We start from the raw sequence: 22281 nt of genomic DNA, 5'->3' as shown, positions 1-22281 counted from the left end.
AACCATGAATTCACATCCACTTTTAATGTTGCAAATTATTTTATCAGTAACCGTAAAAAGAGATTCCAATCACATATTTATTGGTTATAATCCGCGCTCATTGCGTTAAACGTTGAAAAACGCAAACTAATTTTGAGAAAAAACATCTTTAAACCAACCTTCTTTGCGGCATTGCCAATAAGAGGAAAAACTGAGAATAAAAATGAGCAAGATTGATAAAGCTATGCGCATCCTGTTAGCAGGGTTCTGTATCAACCTTTGTCTTGGCATCCTGTATGCTTGGAGTGTATTCAACAAGGCACTGGTAACTGAATCAGGCTGGAGTGCTGCAGAAGCTTCTGCACCTTACGCAACTGCAACCATCACTTTCTCTATCTGTCTTCTTATTGCAGGTATTCTTCAAGACCGCATGGGCCCTCGAATGATCCTTATCCTAGGTACTGTTCTTACAGGTCTGGGCATGATCGCTTCTGGCTTTGTGAACTCTCCACTCATGCTGAACATTACCTTCGGTGTGATCACAGGTGCAGGTATCGGTTTTGGTTACGCATGCCTATCACCTTCTGCGATGAAGTGGTTCCACGCTTCGAAGAAAGGTATGGTTAACGGCATTATTGCGGCAGGTTTTGGTCTAGCGGCTATTTACCTTGCGCCAGTAACTTCTGCGCTAATAGACAGCATGGGCATTCAAACTAGCTTTATGGTTCTTGGTGTTGGTATCCTAGCGATTGCGGTTCCTCTTGCAGCAACCATCAACAACCCACCAGCAGACTACACACCTGCGGAGCCTAAAGTAAAAGAAGGCCAAGCACCTAAAGCGGTGAAAAAGTCAGATGACTTAACTTGGAAAGCAATGTTGAAAACGCCACAGTTCTACTCTCTATGGATCATGTACGCGTTTGCAGCTTCTGTTGGTCTAATGATCATTGGTAACATCACGACAATCGCAAGCGTTCAAGCAAACTTGCCAAACGCGGTTTACCTAGCGTCTATTCTTGCTGTATTTAACTCTGGCGGTCGTGTTGCCGCGGGTATGCTTGCAGATAAAATCGGCGGTGTTCGTACGCTTCTACTCGCGTTCGTTCTACAAGGCGTAAACATGGTGCTGTTCGCGACGTTCGACTCTGAGTTTACACTGATCATCGGTACAGCAATCGCAGCGGTAGGTTACGGCACACTTCTAGCGGTATTCCCTACTCTAACGGCTGAGTTCTACGGTCTGAAAAACTACGGCACTAACTACGGCGTGCTTTACACAGCATGGGGTATCGGTGGTGCAATCGGCGCAGCGGTTGTTGGTTTCTCGATGACAAATGGCGACGGCTACACCTTGGCTTACACAATTTCTTCAGCAATGATGGCAGTATGTATCGTACTAGCGTTCATCACTAAGCCATTGTCTGAAGCGAAAGTAGCACAGCTAAAAAACGCATAATTGCGAATTGATTTGATAGCGAAAAGGCTTAACCTATGGGTTAAGCCTTTTTTGTTATCGGTCGTTTATGGAAAGCCCTATCGAACTTGCACCAGACTACTATCTAGAGAACTTCTTCAAGCTGACTCATCACGCAATAACTTGGTACAGCGATTTACTGACCAAGGAAGAACACGCATGGCTTTGCTCGTTTGATTCTTTGAGCAAACACGCCCAGTGCCTTTTGGTGCGTTTATACAGCCGAAAGGGATGTTGGTTTCGAAGTGATAAGCTGAGTTATCAAGAAATACCTTCTATCAATGAAGCACTGGCAGAATTGAGTCAGCATGAGTTTGTAGCCCTTTCCCCACCCCTTTCTCATCAAGAGTTAGCGGCTAATTTACTGACCAAACCAGAAATCTCCGCGCTTTATCCCGAACTGCCGAAATCACTCAAGAAAGACGCCCTTGTCGAACATTTGAGTAATACGGAATTTGATCGTATAGAGCGGCTTGAGTTTACGATCGTCAAACTCAATTCTGCTCATATGATCGACGTGTTACTCACTCTGTTTTTTGCCAACACCCATCAAGACTTAAGTCAGTTTGTGCTTGATGACTTAGGTTTGCATCAGTTCGAGCAATATCAATTGAGTAAAGTGCGCCGTTTCTTTGATTCACGTGAGCAAATAGACCGCTTAATTGAACTGAGCCAGTTGGCCAACCTGTACTGGCAATTTGACCGAAAAGACAAAGCCAATCTCGACTTATTAATTGAGGCAATGCCTCAGCCCGTTAAACACCGTTACGTAGATCGTAAACGCGAGCACATGTTGAATGACATAGCACGTGATTACGAACGGCTTAATGATCTAGAGACCGCCCTATCTCTATTTGGCCAAACTCAACTCACACCGAGCCGAGAACGACGCGCACGTATCTATGACAAATTAAACCATGATGATTTATTTTGTGACATTGTCACAGATATGCTTAACTCACCGATCGATGTGTCTGAGCTCGAAGTTGCACAAAAACTTGAGCAACGGTTAAAACGAAAACAAGGCGAGAAAGTGCCAAGAGTGACGAAGCCAACCTGTACGGAATACCGCCTTGAACTGGATTTATCTCAACAGAGAGTCGAACTCGCCAGCAAAGCGTATTTTGAGTTCTTAGGCTGGACTGTATTTTACGCCGAAAATGCACTGCTTAATGCATTACTTGGTCTCACTTTTTGGGATGCGATTTTTGCTCCTATTGAAGGGGCATTCATTAACGCTTATCAACACCGTCCTTTAGATTTATATCACTCGGATTTTGTTACCAAGCGCCAAGCTTTGATAGACACCGCTTTTGCCGAACTAGAAGCGGGCAACACCCAGATGTTATTGACAAAATACGATGAGAAGTTTGGCATCAGTAATCCATTTGTACATTGGAATTTAATAAGTAAAGAGCTACTCGAAACAGCACTCAACACTATCCCAACCAATATGCTGATGGCGCTGTTCAAAATACAATTGAGCGACCTTAAGCTTTACCGTAATGGGATGCCGGATCTCATTGCTTTTAAAGAAAACGAGTTCGAGTGGATTGAAGTGAAAGGCCCTGGCGATAAACTCCAAGACAACCAATGGCGTTGGATTAAAGAGTTTACTCGCCTTAATGTCCCGTTTGCGGTGTGTTACGTCGCAGCAACTTAACTTACTCTATATAAAGAGCTTGGTGTTTGTTCACTCAAACCGCCCCTCGGTTATCGCCCCTTGCTCTTTTTTCTAAACATTTTTTCGTTTCTTCACGATCGCTTCACGCTTCTTCACACAAAATGCGCTTCTACTCACTAAGTTGATTTGAAGAGGCAAAATAAAATGAACAAAACCATTCTTGCGTTACTCGTTACCTGCTCAGTTTCGGTATCTGCGGCTCCATATGTAGGTCTGGAATATGGACTAGGCACCACTGACCATGACTTGGAACCTCACTTTTCATCTGAAAATGTAACACTTAACCCAGAACTTGAGGATGGTATTTTCTCAGGATTTATCGGTTACTCGTTTAATGACAATTGGGCAATTGAGCTAGGTTACAGCCAGTTTGACCTTGATGACGGCCGTTCTAAGAACCTTGGTATCAAGACAATTGATGGCAAAGATTACCATCATGAAATAGATTGGGATTCCTCTATCACAGCCAAACAAGTCTCGCTAGCACCAGTGTTTAGCTATACATTAAGTGATAAATGGACAACAAAATTCAAAGCGGGTTTAACTTACACGCAATATGACGCCAAGGTTGCTCAACATCAAGAATATGAGCTTGTCGCGAATGACGATGTGGAAATAAGCAACACGCTTTTCCATAGCTCGGAGAAAAGCAACGAGTTAGGCGCAATGTTCTCTGTGGGCGCGGAATACCAAGTGTTGCCAAAGCTCACCATTGGCGCAAACGCTAAATACCAACTAGACAGCTACGCAAACACTGCATCCTTTAACGTAGGCACAACTTATTACTTCTAATATAAGGAGATGATAATGAAAAGAGTATTGTTAACATCCATGCTTGCTCTACTTTCAAGCTCGGCTTTCGCCGCGTTTAATGGTCCAGAAGTCAGTGCAATCAATACGGTGAAAGAGGCGCGCAACGCAACCGACGACAGCGCTGTAGTGCTAACCGGGCATATTGTTCAATCATTTGGTAACGAGACTTACTTGTTCAAAGACAACACTGGTGAGATCGAAGTAGAGATCGACAACGAAGATTGGATGGGTCAAGAAGTGACACCAAAAGATACCGTAATGATTCGAGGAGAGGTTGATTCAGATTGGACAACTACGCAGATAGACGTTGAGACAATTCAAAAACGTTAAGAAGCTGACTGATACCTCAACACAAATAACACAGCCACATTTTAGTGGTTGTGTTACGCAATAATCATGGAAAACGCTCGTTTAGCTAGTCAAGCAAGGGCAATCTTGCGGTACGACTAACCGTATACTCTTAGGCTGAACATCAAATCTAATGGTTCTCGAATGATAAGGTTCTCCATCTAAATTAAGAGGCAATGGATTCGGAAAATCTATCTCCAACCAGCTTGCTCTTGTGTACTTCACAAACTCTCCTTTCTCACTCGGGTTATTGATCTCGTCGATTACTTTAGGCAGCTCATGAGGTAAAAATGGGCGCACCAATGTTAGATCCATCAGCCCATCATTAATCATCGCTTTTGGAGCTAACTCTTGCCCACCTCCAGCAAGGCGCCCATTACAAAACGCACCGAGCAACATTTCTCCCTGATACGCACCACCTTCAATCGTTATTGTTCCGTCATATGGTTTAAAGCCAAGTGCTTTTACAACACCAGTTAGCGTGTAAGCTCCGCCGCCAAGAAAGTTTTTGAGTTCAACAGGCGTTTCTGCTGTAACTTCTGCGCCAAACCCTGCTGTTGCCACGTTAATAAAGCAGCGATCGTTCGCTTTGACGCAATCGACCAAAACGGACTGCCCCTCAACAGCAAGAGATAAAGACGCCTTAATGGAATTAGGTACTTGAATAGCGGTAGCAAAGTCATTGGCGGTACCAAGGGGAATAATGGCTAACTCAGGGCGTTTTTCTTTGTCAATTTGAATAATCGCAGAAGCCGCCTCATTGACGGTCCCATCGCCACCAGCGACAACAATACGTTCAATGCCTTCATCAACCGCTTCTTTCACTAGCCGCGGCATGTCTTGAGATTCCCACGTCACACGCACCTGCACGTCGATGCCTTTTCCTCTCATTTTCATGATTGCATCTCTTAACTCTGAATTCCCAGCTTTTTTTCCGTTAAGGATGGCACGTATTGTCTTTTTCATTGCACTTCCTATTGGTTGATGACTTTTCCTGCTTGCTTAATCTGTGAACGCAACCACTGATGGGCGCTGTCGTTTGTGCGACTAGGATGCCAGATTGTGCAAAGCTCATACATTTGTTCATCAAATGGCATTGATAAAGATTTAACATGATAGGTGTTATTGAACAAGTTGATCATCGACTCTGGCATTAAACCAATGTATTCACTACCACAAATAATTGGGAGCATTTCTAGTACGCCTGAGGCTCGATACTTAATCTTTCTCTTATCCAAGTCGACAATGTCATCGGCGTTTAACAAGCTCTTACGACTCTGCCACTGCGAAACCACTACGTGTTCTTCTTCAAAAAATTGTTCAGCCGTAATCTCGTCATTCAGGCGTGGATGCGCTTCGCTACATACCACCACCAAACGCTCCGTAAGTACAGTTTCCAGTTTTAGCACCGTTCTTGCTCTTGGTGTGATATCAATGATCAAATCGTATCGTTGTAACCGCAGATCACTTTCAAAATCTTCCGTAAAAAGCGGATGTACTTCTAATGCAACATTTGGCGCCGACACACGGATTTGTTTCATGACTTGAGGTAGCAACTCAAAACTTGCAACGGACACACAGGCAATAGAAAACACTCTATTCGACACTTTAGGGTCAAACTCACTAGAGGCCGATAATGTCGAAGTGAAATTTTGTACTGAAGCAAGAAGAGCAGGATAAATATCCATCGCAAACGAGGTAGGCTCAACACCTTTAACGCAACGATGAAACAATGGATCATCGTAGATATCACGTAGCCTTGCTAGCGCTTTACTAACCGCAGGCTGGGTGATGTTTAAACGCGCCGCCGCCCGAGACAAGTTACGCTCTTCATAGATGGCAGTGAAAATGGGAATAAGATTAAGGTCGGTCGGTTTCATGCTATTAAATTTTTCAAAAGTCACTTTCTCTATTTTAATCTAACTGCATGATCCTTCACGTAGCCAAGTGTAATAAATGGGCGGTATCGCTTGTTTTAATGAGTTTTAACTCAATTTTGACGCACTTCATTCACTACATAAACTGGCACCGTAGTGCAACGTAAAGCTTGGATTAGGCTTTGCCTAAGTAAGGGGTAAGAAACTCGCTGACTTCCTCGCCGCACAAACCCGTTTCTACCTCTATACCTGCTTGTTTTAGAATCTCGATACCTCGACCACTGTTGCGCGGGTCGGGGTCCAATATGGCTACGACGACTTTGCTTATGCCGGATTTGACTAATGTCACCGCGCAAGCTGGCGTGCGACCAACAAACGAACAGGGTTCCAGCGTAACGTATGCCGTCACCGATTCTAACGAGCCTTGATACGCATTCAGCGCTTCCACTTCCGCGTGATTGCCACCAATCGCTTGAGTATGACCTTCAGAAACGATTTGATTGTCTCTCACTAACACGCAGCCAACCGGCGGGTTGGGTTGACATTTAGGAAGCGCATTTTTGGACACTTCCAATGCGCGGCGCATAAACTCTTGGCTCATTTGAACTCTATTCTCTAATAAAAACGAGGCGCTATATTAGCGCCCCGTTTTATTCATTGCCATCTCTTCCAATGACTTTGTCCAGTTCTGGTAACGCTCGCGGAATACGGAATTTAAAGCGTTTTTGTTTGGTCTGGATTTTGCGCCACATCGACTTCATTAAATAAGCGCTATTTTCACCACTTTGCATTCGCGACGCACTTTTTTGCCACGATTCACTCGTATCGGCTTTGTTCATTTCCAGCTCTGCCGTATTTAAACGCAATTGTTTGTACAATATGGTCCTTGCTTCAGACCAACGTTTAGCCTTTAACAAACGGTGGAACGTCAACCATGCTGGTGTCGGTCTGTTGCGGTAGTAACGTTTAATGGCTACCAATGAAATAATCACAAAACCCAGCAACACAAGCGTGGAAACAATCCATGCAAAGTACGTTCTGATGAAGGACTTCAGCGTGTGCTTCGCGGCAAAAGTTTTGCCCTCTAACATCACCGTTTCCACTTGCTGAGTCTTACTGTTCCACCAACGGAACTCATAATCTGGCAGGGTTAACTCTCCACCTTGTTGAATCACGTACACGCTCTCTTCTGTGCGTGTTGACTGGTAATCACCACGTGTTTGCGTATCTGTCAGGCGGTGAGGTTGAGGATACGCTTGGTAAAGGGTTGTTGATTCTCCTTTCAACAAGTCTGGTAGCAACACAGATAGTGAATCTTGAGCCGAAATGGTGATTTTACGCGTGATTGCATCCCCAACTTTGAGTGACTCAGTGGAGGTATCCCACTCTTGCTTTACCTCTACATCTGTTGCAGCAAACCAAGGTGTCTCACCACTCAGCAGGCCCGATGGCAAGACGGTTTTGAACTTAATCGGCTGCGTGTAAAGTGTGCCTGATACCTTCTCGCCGTCCGGCGCAGACACCTGAACGCCCACTGCGACAGGTGGAACCACAAAATCACCAGAAGCTTGAGGATACAAAGTCACTTCCCAGCGTTGACGCGACCAAGTTTGCCCCTCTTTTTGCTCAGTAAAGTTGGTTGCTAGTTGATTACGCTGTTTGGCGATAACATTGGGTATTTCAATATTGCCAATTCTCGTACCACCCGTAAACCAACGCGGCGTTGCCACTTCGATGGTTAAAATAACTTGCTCATTGACGCTAAAACTTGGTGTTTTACGCTTCTCTCCAGCCGTTGGTTGTTTACCAACCCACGCTTGTAACTCAACTCCATGCTTTCGTTGAACGTCACGAATATCTTGAGCCAACACACTACTGCTCAGGAGGAAACCGAAACAGATAACTAACCACAAGGGTAAAGCAAAGTGCGTAAAACGGTGGCTTTTCATCATTGCACCGCCTCCTCTGTATTTTCGTTCGCAGTAGAGGTTGATTCTCCGGTTTCTATTGAACGCAATTGAATCTGAAACTTCGCATTTAAGAAGTATTTAGGATCCGCTTCGACTCGCTTTAACCATTTGTCGGCTAATTCTTGGCTACCTAAGATGTCGTCTGCACTTAACGTCTCTTTAATCATCAACTCCGCTGACGTTTTTTCATCCGCCCCTTCTGCGGTTTGAGGGTTATCGCCTAGCTCGGTTGATGCTTCTTGCTCCGTTCCTGCCTGACTCTCACTCATCCGGTTGATGTCCTCTACAATACCACCAATCACTTTCAAGTTATGCTCAACATCCGGTCTTAGCCTCTCGCTCAACGTTGGCTTGTTGGCTAGGGATTTTAACAAGTCACGTGCAGCCAAATATTCACGCTGACGCGCCAATGCACTCGCCGCATTATAAAGACCGTAATCTCGAACCTCTTCGGACGGGTCGTTTTGCATCTCCAAAAACGCGCTGTGCGCGAGCTCAAACTCGCTAGCGTAGTAGTACGCCGTGCCTTTGCGTAATGGATCGACAAAGTGTTTTGCAGCTTCTAAATACGCTTGTTGGTTGAACAAACGCTGTCCTTGTTGGTCTGGCGTCAGCCACAAATCCCACCACCATTGCGCCACCTTGTCGAAGGTCGTCACTTTTTGCACAACTTGTGGCTGCTCGGCTTTAACAGAAATGTTCTCCGCCATTGCAATGGTTGGCATCAATAACGTGCCGCTCACCATTACAATCACGCACCACTGCACTAACCACCCTTTTCTAAACCACAGCATCATGATCAGCGCGATTGGGAACAGAAGTTGATATCCCATGTCTTTCCAAGGCATTGAAGATTCGCCATTAAGCTGCATATTGCGCTCAACGTATCGGTTCAGTTGCTCGATATCACTGTTATCGACGGTCACTTCCACCAATCGACCGTTGGTCTGGCTGGCCAGTTTTTGTAGAGAATCCAAATCCATTGGGTTGTTACTCACAATGTCAGCGTTCCCTGCCGCAAGAATTAACAGTTGATAAGGTTTGCCCGAGAAATACGCTTGGTATTGCTCAATCGTGGCCGGGTTCACGCCGTCGCTCACCAACAGAACGGTGGAGCCGGGTTGACCTTGCAATTGTTGGTCAATTAACGGCAAGGCTTTTTCGGCAAGCTTACCTTGCACGGGCATAATTTCTGGCGTAATGGCCGCCAAAAACGGGTCAAATACTTTGCTGTCTTGAGTTATAGGCATCGCGACATGAGCACTGCCCGCAAACACGACTAACCCCGTTTTTCCGCCTTTTCGCACGGCTAGCAAATCGCGTATTTTCTGTTTGGAACGCTCAAGGCGGCTTGGTGGGAGATCTTTTTGCAGCATCGATTCGCTGTTATCAAGCACCACCAGCAGAGAGGTCTTATCTTCGCCAAAGGGGGAAGATTCACGTTGCCACGTTGGGCCTGCACAAATCACAATGGCGATGAACACAATCAGCATCAAGAGCTTAAGCGGCAGTTGCTTACGCCAACCTCGATCACCTATCGTCAAAGCATTGCGTAAATGTTCGGGCAGAATATCCTTCCAGCTTGGCTTGCTTTCTTCTCGCCAGCGTAACCACACCAAGAAAAACATGGGGACCAAAGCCAGTAACCACAGTGGTCGAATAAAATGAAACTGCGTAAAGAATTGCGTCCAACTAAGAGAATCAAACATCGCTCTCTCCTAATGATGATCGTGTAACAGCCCTTCTTTTAAGTGTTGCGACGCTGAACGCGAGCAAATGCATGATGACCACTAACGCCATCAAGTAATGATGAAGGCTTTGTTTTGGGCGGTATGTGGTGCTTTCGTAAAGTTGAGGTTCCAGTTTGCCAATTTCGTCGTAGGCAGCCGATAGTTCATCACGGTTGAGTGCTTCAAACGCTTCACCGCCGGATTCTTTCGCAATGCGATGAATCGTGTCCATATCCAACGCGGTTTCACCTATCGTTTCCGGATCGCCCATCGCAATGACGTATACTCTCACGCCTTTGGCTTTCGCAACTTTCGCCGCATCAATCGGTTCAACAAAACTGCCCGTGTCGTTACCATCGGTTAATACAATCGCGACTTTTTCACGGTTTTGGTCTTGTTCTAAAGCACCACGCGACTTATCGCTTTGCTCAAAAACTTTAATCGATAGGCCAATCGCATCACCAAGATGGGTACTCTGCCCTGCCATCGCCACATCGGTTTGGTTAAGCAGTTCGAGCCACACTTTTTGGTCTGCGGTAAATGGCGTTTGCACAAAAGCGGCATCACCAAAAAGTACCAAGCCTAATCGGTCACCTTTACGAGACTGAACAAACTCCGACAGCACTTCTTTTGCCGCATCAAGACGAGAAATTTTTTCGCCTGTACGAGAGGTGAAATCTGGCTCGGCCATGGAGCCCGAAAGATCCACCACCACCATCACATCGCGCCCTAAACTCTCGCGAACTTGAGGCTCGCCTAATACGGTGGGTTTTGCCATCGCACACACCACCAAAAGCCATGAGAGAATTAACGTTGCTCGTTGCCACCAACTCGGGATCAACTGGCTTGCACCTTCTGATGGCGTCTCGCCAATCGCTTCCACCAGCTGACTAAAAAACGGCACTTTGATCGCCATTTGCTTAGTGCGATATGCAGGCACCAAGTAGTACACCACCAACGGCAAGGGCAAAACCAGAAACCACATTGGGTGAGCAAATTCAAAACCAGACAAACCAGTTATCGATGCAAGAAGATCATTCATGTTGACCTCCCTGATGTGCTTTGCGTTTCAATCGTGGTGATTTATTTGCCGCGCTTTTTTGAGCATCACAACGGTGCTCACTCACCCAGTTTTTCGCACGAGCAATAAGCGTTACTCGCTCTTCGTTGGTTAGCGTAACGCTTGGGTCAACAATACTTTGTAGCCAGCACTTTGAAAGCTCATCGTTAAAAACCATTTGCGAGTTTGCTTGAGAGTCTCTGGTTTGCGGATACAGCGCATCGAGCTTGCGCAGAAAGGCGGTATCAAACAATTTCGCGTTGCGGCTATCAATATGAATCAGCACTATTTTAAGCACAGAGAACAATACTTTTGGCATGTCTTTGTCGCTCGGGTTGATTTGCGAAATCGCCAGTAGAGCTTCTTTTCGGTAACGATTATGCCACCATTGCCGAGCCAAGCGATATGCGAAATATACCAATGCAATGAACGCAACCGCCGCTAAAATTTTCCAGCCAATAGTTTGCGGGTACCAACTCACGCTAGATGGTACGGCCACATCATGCAGCTCTCTGAGTATGTAGGTACTTGGAGGTGTAGGAAGATCACTCATTTAACGCCCTCCTACCAGTTTTTGGAATTGTTTAATGTGCTCACCTGTCGTATCGAGTTCGATGTGCGGAAGGTGTTTCATCGCCATAAGTTGAGAGAGTGATTGACGCTGTAAGCTAGTTCGAGCCTCAAGCTTTGCGCTCGCAGCTTCTACCTTTGCTTTGCTGTCTAAATTGAGTTGATACTGCCCGTCACCAACCACCCATTTCGATTTTGCCAAATCGTCTGGTAGCGCTTGTTCTAATGGGTCACTGACCATCACTGCAAGAACATCGTTGTGCTGTTGTAGCTGTTTAAGGTGATCAAGGTGGTGCTCCTCGCAGTCGCTCCAGTCGCTGATAAAAATCAAAGTGGATTGCTTGAGCTTCATGCGTTTAATAAGCTCAATCCATTTACTGAACGTTACTTTTTCGGAATTGCAGGAGTCCACATTGAGCGATTGATTGGCTTTAGCGAGACGTTTAAGTTGCGCCAGAAGATCGTTTTGCGAACGCTGTGCCTTGCTGTGAAACAACGCCTGCGGGGATGCGATGACAAAACCGACTCGGTCGCCATCTTTTAATACTCGCCACCCACACATCGCTGCGATCTCTGCCGCGACAACTGATTTCATTACTTGCGTCGAAGCAAAAAACATTGTGCTTCTCTGGTCGACACACACGATTACGTTGCGATCTTTTTCTTCTGTATAGCTGCGCACGTGCGGCTTACCCGTACGCATCGTAACTTTCCAATCAAGGTTACGAATATCGTCACCCAATTGGTAATGGCGCAGCTCTTCGAAGTTCAATCCACGACCGCGAAACAACGAATTGTGTCGGCCAGAGAGTACGCTACCCGCTTTTAGATGAGGAAGTAAACTGAATGATTCTGCTTGTGCTTGCAGACGTACTAAACGAGCATAATCGCAGTACAAACGGGGATCCATCCCCTGTGATTTTGGCGCAAGAGTTGGCTTAGCCATAATGCCTCCCACTTACCCAATTTCTACACAATCTAGCAGCTCTTGTACGACTCGTTGATGATCGACCCCATCTGCCAGTGCATCGTAGGTCAAAGAAAAACGGTGGCCCAATACAGACGGAACCATGGCACGCACATCGTCAGGAGTAACGTGGTCACGTCCTTGCATCCACGCATACGCACGAGCGCATTTGTCGAGTGCGATGGAAGCACGAGGACTAGAGCCAATCTCAATCCATTTTGCTAAGTTTGAATCGGCATAACGCTCTGGCTTACGAGTCGCCATCACTAACGCAACGATGTAGTTTTCCACTAGGTCTGATACCACGATGTTTGGTAACTGACGACGCGCTTCTAGCACCACGTCTGGCTCGATGTGTTTTGGCGTAATAATTTCGCTGCTGGTTTCCGCACCCAATTCTTCACTGCGCACCAAACGAATGATGTCACGTTCTGCGTCATCTTCTGGATAATCGACGGTAACCTTCATGATAAAGCGGTCCATTTGCGCTTCTGGCAGTGGGTACGTGCCCTCTTGCTCTACTGGGTTTTGCGTTGCAAGCACCATAAATAAGTCTGGCAATACGTGAGTTTTATCGCCTACTGTGATTGTGCCTTCGGCCATGGCTTCAAGCAGTGCCGCTTGTACTTTGGCAGGTGCACGGTTGACCTCATCAGCAAGTACAATGCTGTTAAAAATGGGACCAGGTTGAAAGTGGAGTTGCGGCTTACCATCCAGCTCTTGATAAACCTCAGTACCCGTCACGTCAGATGGTAAAAGATCCGGCGTAAACTGGATTCGACCAAAACTGGTGTTTAACAAGTTCGCCAACGATTTTACGGAACGTGTTTTTGCCGTTCCCGGTAAACCTTCTAGCAGAATATGCCCATTTGTTAATAACCCGATGACTAAAGCTCGAACCACGTGGCTTTGTCCAATGACGCTTTTTTCTGTTTGTTCGATGAGTTCTTTTATCGCTTGTTGTGCGTGGTTCATAGGATACCTTTTCAATGGTTTAAGCCGTCTTTTCGATAGTTAAGTATAAGAACAAATGAAATAACTTAAGGTTATATTCACTATGTTATCTTTGCGGTTCTTGAGATTGGAGAAGTTGTGCAAGACCAACCAACATCGGTAACGCATAATCAAAGAACATTTTGATTCCCGAACACAAATAGTTTAGACCACTCTCACCATTCGGCGTTTTGATCAAACGGTTTTTTGGGCACTCACCCCAACAATAAGGCAAGTAAGGGCATTGCTTACAATACGTCGGCAATGAATCGCGTTTTGCCATGCCAAAAGTATATTGTCTTGTAGAGAAGGCCATTTCATTCAGTGAGTGTTCATGAATGTTGGCGAGTTTGTATTCTGGATACACATAGTGGTCGCAACTGAACACGTCGCCATTGTGCTCAATCGCCAACCCTTTGCCACAAAACTCCGCCGTCACGCAAAGCTGAGACGGTTTCCCCATTACTTGCGCCACCGCGGTTTCAAACAGATTAACCAGCACACGGCCAAGATCGTTATTCACCCACTCTTCAAAGGTCGCCATTAAAAAGCGTCCCCAGTCTTCAGGATCGACTGACCAATCCGTTACAATCGACATTGGATGCCCCGGTTTAGCCAGATCACTGCCTTTGGTTGGGATCATCTGTTCGTTCCAAAACTGCGGCGCGGTTGTTTGGAAGTTGTTGGCTTCTACCACCGGCGCAAACTGAATATAAGTCACACCCAATTCTTGGGTTAAAAATCGATATACTTCGAGCGGGTATTTCGCATTGTGGCGATTCACCGTGACCAACGCGTTGAATTTCACGCCATGCGCTTTGAGCTTATCTACCGCTTTCATCACGAGATCAAACGTTGGCTTACCGCTGCGGGTTTTGCGATATTTGTCGTGCAGCTCTCGTGGTCCATCAATCGACAAGCCAACTAGGAAGTTGTGCTCTTTTAAAAACGCACACCACTCATCGTTTAGCAAAATGCCGTTGGTCTGAAGGTCGTTTTCAATGCGAACGCCTTTCGGCTGATATTTCTTTTGCAAAGCTACGACATTGCGGAAATAGTCCAACCCAAGCAGCGTCGGCTCCCCGCCCTGCCATGAGAATACAATTTCTTCGCCATCCTGACTTTCGATATAGCTTTTCACGAACGCTTCCAGTGTTGCGTCGTCCATTTTTGGCTGCTTTTCTTGGTGCAGTAGATTTTCTTTATGCAGATAAAAGCAGTACTGGCAATCGATGTTGCACTTTGCTCCGCCTGGCTTTGCCATCACATGGAATCGACGGTCATACGCGCCCAGAACAGGCGCTTTAGACGCCGTTTTAAGAGGAACAATAGGCATAGTAGTAGAATGGCGAGGGGAAATCTTACTCATACGTTTCTCACTATTACATATACCCAAATAACCTCGTGAGCGCTGTACAGCAAAAGTGAAGCTATTTGGGTATATAGCGCTCCAAAAAGCGCTATATAATCTTAATTTACTTAGAAGACTTAGGTACGAACGAACCTGCTTCCATACGAGGCGGGAATTCTTTGAATGTACCCATCACCTCTTTCACTGTATCCATTGCTGGCATCATTAAGAATGAACGCTCGTACATCCAACGAGAATAACCCATGCCTTGATCGCCTCGTTCAAATGGATCAATGCTCAAGTCAAAGATCAGTGGCACACGAAGTTTAGTGAACGGCTTACGCCATACATCCATACCCGTTTCATTCTCTTGAATCATAAAGTGGAACTTGTACTTTCCTTGGCGCAATGCCACAAGATCGCCGTCGTCGCTCCAGTAAACGAACTCATTTCGTGCGGATTTGTCTGACTTACCCGTTAAATATGGCAGTTGGTTGTAACCGTCTAGGTGAACTTTGTAGTCCATATCGCCAACTTTTTTGCCTTTTAGCAGTTCGTCTTTAACTTTGGTATCACCTGCCGCAGCAACTAGTGTCGGGAAAAAGTCCTCTAATGACATCATGCCGTTGAATGTTTTACCTGCCTCAATTTTTCCAGGCCATTTAATCAACATTGGCACACGGAAACTCCCTTCCCAGCCAGTGTTTTTCTCTGAGCGGAACGGTGTCATCCCAGCATCCGGCCACAAATCAACCATAGGGCCGTTGTCAGTGGTGTAAACAATGATTGTATTGTCATCCACACCTAACTCTTTGATCTTGTTAAGTAGCTGACCGATTTGGTCATCGTGCTGCTTAACACCATCCGCGTAGAAACCGGCACCTGTTTTACCTTGGTATTCTTCAGGAACATGTGTGAAGTTGTGCATGCGAGTGGTGTTAAACCAAGTAAAGAACGGCTTGTCCGCTTTTACTTGCTTTTCTATGAAGCTCTCTGCGGCATCAAGAAACTCACCATCAACATTTTCCATACGCTTACGCGTTAGTGGACCGGTATCTTCGATTTTGCCGTCAGCGTAAGAATGGATAACGCCACGAGGGCCAAATTTCTTCTTGAACTCCGAATCTTTAGGGTAATCCACGTTCTCTGGCTCTTCTTCTGCGTTCAAGTGGTATAGGTTGCCGAAGAATTCATCAAAACCGTGGTTGGTAGGAAGATGCTCGTCTCGGTCACCTAAATGGTTCTTACCAAATTGTCCGGTTGCGTAACCCATTTGTTTAAGCACGGTTGCAATCGTCGGATCTTTTTCCGAGATACCTTCCGGAGCGCCTGGTAAGCCCACTTTTGATAGACCTGTACGTTTTGGCATTTGACCAGTGATGAATGCAGAACGGCCTGCTGTCGAGCTTTGCTGTGCGTAGAAGTTAGTGAACTTCGCACCTTCTTTAGCAATGCTATCGATGTTTGGCGTGTTGTACGCCATCATGCCTTGGTTATAGGTACTAAGGTTCCAGTAACCAACATCATCACCAAAGATGACAAGAATGTTGGGTTTGTCCGCTGCATGTGCAACTGCAGATGCAGCGCCCAAAGCTAACGTACATGCGTTAAGTACGAGTTTTTTACTGCTCGTTTTGGTCGCATTTTTCATATTATCTCCAAGAGTTCGCTAGTGCGTAAAAATGGTATTCGCTTTTCAATACCATTGTTGATATAAGATAAAGCACTAATTTCAGGCGATAAATGCAGTCAAAATTAGTTAACCTATAAATTAAATTTATGAGTGGCGTTATGGACTTAAATTTGATCCAAACTTTTCTTGTTGTTGCGGAGTTTCAATCTTATACAAAAGCCGCGGAACAATTAGGGCTTACACAACCTGCTGTGAGCGCTGCAATAAAGCGTTTAGAGCAAGTCGTAGATAAGCAATTATTCGTTAAAAAAGGACGAGGGATCGCACTAACCTCCACCGCTTATCAATTACTGCCGCAATTCCAGCAAGCGGTTAATATTATTGACAATGCGATATCTGATAAAAATCATTTTGAAGTGTGTTGTTCGGAAATTTTGTTGCACATTATGGACCCGATAAAGAACACTATTTTTTATGAATCACCACCCGAAAAATTCCTATTATTTGAGCTGTTAAGACAACAAAAAGTCGATCTAGTAATCGATACGGTGATCACGAAAGATGCAGCGTTTATTATTGAAGATGCCTATGAGGAGGAAGCCGTGGTTATCTGTCGTGAGAACCATCCCCGTGTACACGGCACGCTCACAAAAGAGCAATTTTATGAGGAAACTCACTGTTTATTTTCAGGAAAATGGAACAACATGTCGGGGTTCGAGCAACTAGCAAAGGAAACAATTCAAGAAAGAAAAGTCGACTTGATCACATCTTCGCTAGCGGGCATGGCGCTGTATGTCGCCCAAAGAGACAGTTTAGGGATCGTGTCTCAATCTTTTGCAAACAAGTGGAGCAAAGCGCTCAAACTTCAAATTTTGCCCTGCCCCATTTCGATACGCTCTATCCCTTACAAGTTCGTTTACCATAAGCGAGAGGTAAACAACCCAGCCCACATCGCTCTACGTGAAAAAATCAAAGCCAACTTAACGGCAGCCCACTACGAACCAATTTGTTTATAAATCTTGTCAATTGAAGCGTTAGGCGTTTTCGTCATCAAGCTTTCTACAAACCTGAATAGATAGAATTTTACAGATAAAAAAAGAGGCTCACGTTAATGAGCCTCTTTCTAGATGTGGAACTTCACTTAGCTTTTCTTACTTATTTGGGTTCTCTTTTAGTTTCTCCATCACTTGATCGAGCGAGAAGCTTGCTGCTTTTTGCCTTGGTGGGAACTCTTTAAACGTTTCAAGGAATCTGCCTACGTAAGCTTGCGCAGGAACAAGCATGTAAGCACGGTCTAGCATCCAATCGTAGTAAGTGTTAGAAGTGATATCAGCCACTTCGTAAGGATCCATACGCAAGTTGAAGATCTTAGGAACACGAAGTGTGGTGAATGGTTCAGCCCAAATACGCAACGTGCCTTTTGCTCGTTGCTCCATAAAGACTAGCTTCCATTTGTTATAACGAAGTGCAGTTAAGTCTCCATCATCTGAGAAGTAAAAAATTTCTTCACGTGGGGCCTTATCCTCTTTACCGGTCAAATATGGTAGGAAGTTATAGCCGTCTAGGTGAACTTTGAATTTCTTACCATTCGCACTGTAACCTTTGAGCAATTTCTCTTTGATATTGTCATCACCCGCGGCAGCAACGAACGTTGGCATCCAGTCCATGTGATGCATGATATCATTCGAAACAGAGCCAGCTTTAATTTTACCCGGCCAACGTACCATCGCAGGAACTCGGTACGCACCTTCCCAGTTGGTATTTTTCTCTCCACGGAATGGCGTTGTACCTGCATCTGGCCACGAGTTCATGTGTGGGCCATTATCGGTGGAGTAAAAGACGATTGTGTTGTCTTTAATACCCAAATCATCCACTTTTTTCAGCAGCTGACCTACATGATTATCATGCTCGACCATACCATCTGCATACTCGCTGATGCCTGTTTTTCCAGAGTTCTCTTCTTTCACATGAGTACGGAAGTGCATACGAGTTGCGTTCCACCAGACAAAGAAAGGTTTTTCAGCCTTGACTGCACGATCCATAAAGTCGAGTGCCGCATCTAACGTCTCTTCATCCACGGTTTCCATGCGCTTGCGAGTTAGAGGTCCTGTATCTTCAATTTTGCCATCAGCGTACGAACGGATAACGCCGCGCGGACCGAACTTTTTACGAAACTCAGGATCTTTAGGATAATCGACGTTTTCTGGCTCCTCCTCGGCGTTCAAGTGATAAAGGTTGCCAAAAAATTCATCGAAGCCGTGATTAGTAGGAAGGTGCTCATCTTTATCACCTAAGTGGTTTTTACCAAATTGCCCTGTCATATAGCCCATCGGCTTCAGCATTTCGGCAATGGTTGCGTCCTCTTCCTTCAAGCCAAGATCAGCACCTGGAAGCCCCACTTTACTCAAACCTGTTCTAAGAACGGTTTGGCCCGTAATGAAAGTAGAACGGCCCGCTGTACAAGATTGCTCACCGTAATAGTCAGTGAACATCATGCCTTCTTTGGCGATACTGTCTATATTTGGTGTTTTGTACCCCATCAAGCCAAACGTGTAAGCACTGAGATTGGACTGGCCAATATCATCACCCCAAATGACGAGAATATTTGGTTTCTCTGCTGCGATACTGCTACTTGTCGCACCGATTAAAGCGGCGGCAAGAATCGCTAATCGGCGTTTAACGCCATATTTCGCTGTCATATAAACCTCTGTGTGTATTAGAAAAGTGCTTCCTGCAACAGAATGTATAGTTCACAAATAGCGGATAAGCGAATTTACTAAATGAGAATTCTTTCTATCTTCGCCTAACATTACACCGTTATTTGTAGCTAATACGCACTCCAATAGCACTTTAGTTCAGAGCGCCATCGCACCATTCATCACTACTGTTAATCTCAAATATTAAGATTGTCTACGCATATCACAGTGCCCATAAAGTACCTGATTGCTTTTATATAAATATTAATGATAATACGTTTTACTACCATTAATAATTAAGGTGCCCGCGTGCTTGACTCCAAGGTTTCAAATGGAAAAACTTACCAATGCCAACACAACGGCGTTCACCATAATGATGAGGAGCTATTACTAGATAAGCGCACTCACTCTGTGGTACTCAATTACTTGCCAAACAAGAAATCTGTTCAGTTAACAAGCATTCAATTTAAGCTGCTGCAAACTCTCACTCACCATCAAGATCAAGTACTTAGTAAGCATTTTCTTTACGAAACAGTACTAAAACGTGAATTTACTGAACATGATCGAGCACTCGATATGCACATGAGCAGAATAAGAAAGCGTCTAGTTCACGAAGGCGTTCCAACAGACAGAATTCAGACAGTCCACCGCCAGGGTTACATTTTCAAGCGCTCAGACAATCAACAGAAAAATTAACGCTAATTGGCCCAACTTTTGGTAATTGACCGCTTATTTTGCTTTAATTAATGCAAATTCGAATCACGTAAAATAACTCAATGAATTTGCGCTTAATTTTTACACTTTGCATTGCTACTTTGTTTGCCGGCTGTGCAACCTATGCTGGTCTTAACTATGACCAACTGTTTGGTCCACAGCTCGTGCGTGAACGCACAGTTGACGTGGAAACCCCTCAAGCAAACTTCTTCCAAAGCGAAGTTAAACCCATTATGGATAACCGCTGTGTCGTCTGCCACGCGTGCTACGATGCACCATGTCAACTTAAGCTCTCTTCTGTTGAGGGCATTGACCGTGGTGCGAGTAAAGCACTGGTATATGAAGGAACAAGACTCACAGCCGCAGCACCAACACGCTTATTCGAAGATGCAGAAACAACCCAAGAGTGGCGCGATGCGGGTTTTCATCCGGTTCTCAACGAACGTGATCAAAGCATGGCAGCCAACATTGATGCAGGCCTTATCGCACGTTTGCTACAACAAAAAGAGCGCCACCCATTGCCTGACCAAGTCCAGTTAGAAGGCTTTGACTTTTCGATAGACCGAGAGCAAACCTGTCCAACGATTGAAGAATACGAGCAATACGAAAAGGATAACCCGACCTGGGGAATGCCTTTTGGTATGCCAAACCTATCAAACAGTGAATACCACACACTCATGACTTGGTTGGAAAACGGCGCAATAATGAACGTTCACCGACCTGTTAGTGAGAAAGAGCAAGCGCAAATAGATAAGTACGAAGCATTACTTAACCACTCTGATTTGAAAAATCAGCTGATGGCTAGGTATATATATGAGCATTTGTTTTTATCTCATCTCTACTTTTCGGAACTCGATGAAGATCCCCGATTCTTCACGCTCGTCCGCTCTGCTACACCACCAGGACAGCCCGTCAAACGTATTTCAACGCGTCGCCCGTACGATGATCCAGGGGTTGAACGTGTGTTTTATCGAATTATTCCAGAGCAAGGGACCATAGTAGATAAAACTCACATGCCATTCGCGTTAAACAAGCAACGCATAGAGAACTGGAAAACTTGGTTTATTGATGCTGATTACATGGTTAGTCAGCTACCGAGTTATGAACCAGAAGTTGCTGCAAACCCGATGACATCATTCATCGACCTTCCAGTGAAGTCGCGCTTTAAGTTCATGCTAGATAATGCACAAAATACAATAATGGCATACATCAAAGGCCCAGTTTGTCGTGGCCAACTGGCATTGAATGTTATCAATGATCGCTTTTGGGTGTTTTTCCTTGATCCAGATAAAGCAGACATCCCAGAAGTAAATGAGTTTTACCGATCTCAGGCTGATAATCTAAAACTACCGGCAGAGCAAGAAAGTAACACGCTACCTGTTACCAACTGGGTCAAGTACGCGCGTCAACAAGCTCGCTACCTAGAGGCTAAATCTGAGTTCACTAATAACTGGTTTAAAGAAGGTGAAAACCTATCCACCGATGTAATTTGGGATGGTAATGGCACCAACCATAATGCGGCATTAACGATATTCCGCCATTTTGATAGTGCTTCTGTTGTTCAAGGGTTAGTTGGTGAGCAGCCTAAAACAGTGTGGATTCTTGACTACGCGCTACTAGAGCGTATCCACTATTTGCTTGTTGCTGGGTTTGACGTTTACGGTAACTTCGGCCATCAGCTCATGACACGAATGTTTATGGACTTCTTGCGTCTAGAAGGCGAAAGTAACTTTATCTCGTTGTTACCCGCCGATATGCGCCATGAACTTCAATCTAGCTGGTATAAAGATCAAAGCCCGCAGTTGAGTGACTTTTTACAACGAAATGTGAAGCCGTTTAACCAACCAACCAGCGTTCAGTATAAGAGTGACGATCCAAAAACGGAGTTGGTGGAGTTGTTGAGCGAACATGTTTCAGATGTGCTTCTGCCTCGCTACGAAATTCAAGACACGGCTCTTTCTGCGAGTAGTGAAAAGCAACTAAAACGTATTGACCACGTTCGTGGTGAAGGCCTAAAAACCGTTCCGCAAATCACTATGCTTATGGTGAGAAGTCAATCAGGGGAAGATGAACTGTTCACCTTACTTCACAACAATGCACACACAAACATCTCTAGCTTGTTTGATGAAGAAAGTAACCGTGACTTTGCTAACGATGACATGACCATTGTACGCGGCGTTGTGGGAAGCTATCCTGCGGCATTTTTCTCGATCAACGAAAACCAAGTAAAAGATTTTGTCGATCAATTTAGTGCCATCCAAAACGAGTCCGATTACGTTAAGTTATTGGATAATTTTGCGATTCGTAGAAGCTCAGAAAAATTCTGGTCATTTAGCGATCGTTTACACAATTGGTACCGTACAAAACAACCGATCGAATTTGGATTACTTGACTATAATCGTTTTGAGAATCGATGATGATT

19 protein-coding genes are annotated in these 22281 nt (G+C 45.1%); 7 read left to right on the top strand and 12 right to left on the bottom strand.

The window, feature by feature from the left end:
- Positions 1–202: 202 nt before the first annotated feature.
- The 4 genes from R7O12_RS16790 to R7O12_RS16775 all read left to right on the top strand — a co-directional run bounded on the left by R7O12_RS16790 (position 203) and on the right by R7O12_RS16775 (position 4280).
- A complete protein-coding gene (locus tag R7O12_RS16790; protein WP_005388232.1) occupies positions 203–1435 on the top strand; it encodes an OFA family MFS transporter in 1233 nt (410 codons plus the stop codon).
- 67 nt (positions 1436–1502) lie between these two features.
- A complete protein-coding gene (locus R7O12_RS16785) occupies positions 1503–3116 on the top strand; it encodes a VRR-NUC domain-containing protein (protein ID WP_318126143.1) in 1614 nt (537 codons plus the stop codon).
- A gap of 165 nt (positions 3117–3281) precedes the next feature.
- Positions 3282–3929: an AcfA family outer membrane beta-barrel protein gene (locus R7O12_RS16780; RefSeq protein WP_318126142.1), complete on the top strand. Its 648-nt coding sequence runs from the start codon at positions 3282–3284 to the stop codon at positions 3927–3929.
- A 15-nt stretch (positions 3930–3944) separates the two neighbouring features.
- Positions 3945–4280: a YgiW/YdeI family stress tolerance OB fold protein gene (locus tag R7O12_RS16775; RefSeq protein WP_017635355.1), complete on the top strand. Its 336-nt coding sequence runs from the start codon at positions 3945–3947 to the stop codon at positions 4278–4280.
- 81 nt (positions 4281–4361) lie between these two features.
- Here the strand turns inward: R7O12_RS16775 and yegS are convergent, their stop codons facing one another.
- From yegS to R7O12_RS16720, 11 genes are all read right to left on the bottom strand, one after another.
- On the bottom strand, positions 4362–5264 hold the full coding sequence (gene yegS / locus R7O12_RS16770; protein WP_170896949.1) for a lipid kinase YegS: 903 nt from the start codon (positions 5262–5264) through the stop codon (positions 4362–4364).
- An 8-nt stretch (positions 5265–5272) separates the two neighbouring features.
- Positions 5273–6178, bottom strand: coding sequence for a LysR family transcriptional regulator (locus R7O12_RS16765; protein WP_005376541.1), 906 nt, complete (start codon positions 6176–6178; stop codon positions 5273–5275).
- Between the two features lie 172 nt (positions 6179–6350).
- Entirely contained in the window at positions 6351–6776 is a 426-nt protein-coding gene (locus tag R7O12_RS16760; RefSeq protein ID WP_318126140.1) for a bifunctional diaminohydroxyphosphoribosylaminopyrimidine deaminase/5-amino-6-(5-phosphoribosylamino)uracil reductase RibD, read from the bottom strand.
- Between the two features lie 49 nt (positions 6777–6825).
- Positions 6826–8127: a BatD family protein gene (locus tag R7O12_RS16755; RefSeq protein ID WP_318126139.1), complete on the bottom strand. Its 1302-nt coding sequence runs from the start codon at positions 8125–8127 to the stop codon at positions 6826–6828.
- Positions 8124–9854 carry a vWA domain-containing protein gene (locus R7O12_RS16750; RefSeq protein WP_318126138.1) on the bottom strand — a complete coding sequence of 577 codons (1731 nt, stop codon included), beginning with the start codon at positions 9852–9854 and terminating at the stop codon, positions 8124–8126. Before R7O12_RS16750 ends, R7O12_RS16755 begins: the two co-directional genes overlap by 4 nt.
- Positions 9847–10917 (bottom strand): vWA domain-containing protein, encoded by a 1071-nt coding sequence (locus tag R7O12_RS16745; RefSeq protein WP_169644058.1) that lies wholly within the window; start codon positions 10915–10917, stop codon positions 9847–9849. The genes R7O12_RS16750 and R7O12_RS16745 overlap by 8 nt, the downstream gene beginning before the upstream one ends.
- The gene (locus R7O12_RS16740; RefSeq protein ID WP_017635361.1) at positions 10910–11488 is read right to left on the bottom strand and encodes a DUF4381 domain-containing protein; all 579 of its coding nucleotides are present in this window, start codon (positions 11486–11488) and stop codon (positions 10910–10912) included. The genes R7O12_RS16745 and R7O12_RS16740 overlap by 8 nt, the downstream gene beginning before the upstream one ends.
- Positions 11489–12451 carry a DUF58 domain-containing protein gene (locus R7O12_RS16735; RefSeq protein ID WP_053349173.1) on the bottom strand — a complete coding sequence of 321 codons (963 nt, stop codon included), beginning with the start codon at positions 12449–12451 and terminating at the stop codon, positions 11489–11491.
- Positions 12452–12463: 12 nt separating this feature from the next.
- The gene (locus R7O12_RS16730) at positions 12464–13447 is read right to left on the bottom strand and encodes an AAA family ATPase (RefSeq protein WP_005376549.1); all 984 of its coding nucleotides are present in this window, start codon (positions 13445–13447) and stop codon (positions 12464–12466) included.
- An 85-nt stretch (positions 13448–13532) separates the two neighbouring features.
- Positions 13533–14834, bottom strand: a complete 1302-nt coding sequence (locus tag R7O12_RS16725) for an anaerobic sulfatase maturase (RefSeq protein WP_033906479.1) — start codon at positions 14832–14834, stop codon at positions 13533–13535.
- Between the two features lie 106 nt (positions 14835–14940).
- A complete protein-coding gene (locus R7O12_RS16720; RefSeq protein ID WP_170896945.1) occupies positions 14941–16467 on the bottom strand; it encodes an arylsulfatase in 1527 nt (508 codons plus the stop codon).
- A 140-nt stretch (positions 16468–16607) separates the two neighbouring features.
- On the opposite strand from R7O12_RS16720, the gene R7O12_RS16715 reads away from it, so the two are divergent.
- Positions 16608–17465 (top strand): LysR family transcriptional regulator, encoded by an 858-nt coding sequence (locus tag R7O12_RS16715; RefSeq protein ID WP_025767859.1) that lies wholly within the window; start codon positions 16608–16610, stop codon positions 17463–17465.
- 135 nt (positions 17466–17600) lie between these two features.
- On the opposite strand, the gene R7O12_RS16710 is transcribed toward R7O12_RS16715, so the two are convergent.
- On the bottom strand, positions 17601–19148 hold the full coding sequence (locus R7O12_RS16710) for an arylsulfatase (RefSeq protein WP_005376560.1): 1548 nt from the start codon (positions 19146–19148) through the stop codon (positions 17601–17603).
- A 306-nt stretch (positions 19149–19454) separates the two neighbouring features.
- Here R7O12_RS16710 and R7O12_RS16705 point away from each other — a divergent pair, with 306 nt between their 5' ends.
- The gene (locus R7O12_RS16705; RefSeq protein WP_318126137.1) at positions 19455–19841 is read left to right on the top strand and encodes a winged helix-turn-helix domain-containing protein; all 387 of its coding nucleotides are present in this window, start codon (positions 19455–19457) and stop codon (positions 19839–19841) included.
- A gap of 80 nt (positions 19842–19921) precedes the next feature.
- A complete protein-coding gene (locus R7O12_RS16700) occupies positions 19922–22276 on the top strand; it encodes a fatty acid cis/trans isomerase (RefSeq protein ID WP_017635366.1) in 2355 nt (784 codons plus the stop codon).
- Positions 22277–22281: the final 5 nt, after the last annotated feature.

It is taken from the genome of Vibrio sp. Vb1574 (assembly GCF_033338675.1).
Note: the sequence above shows the minus strand (reverse complement) of the source record. Positions and strands in the feature narration are given on the sequence as shown.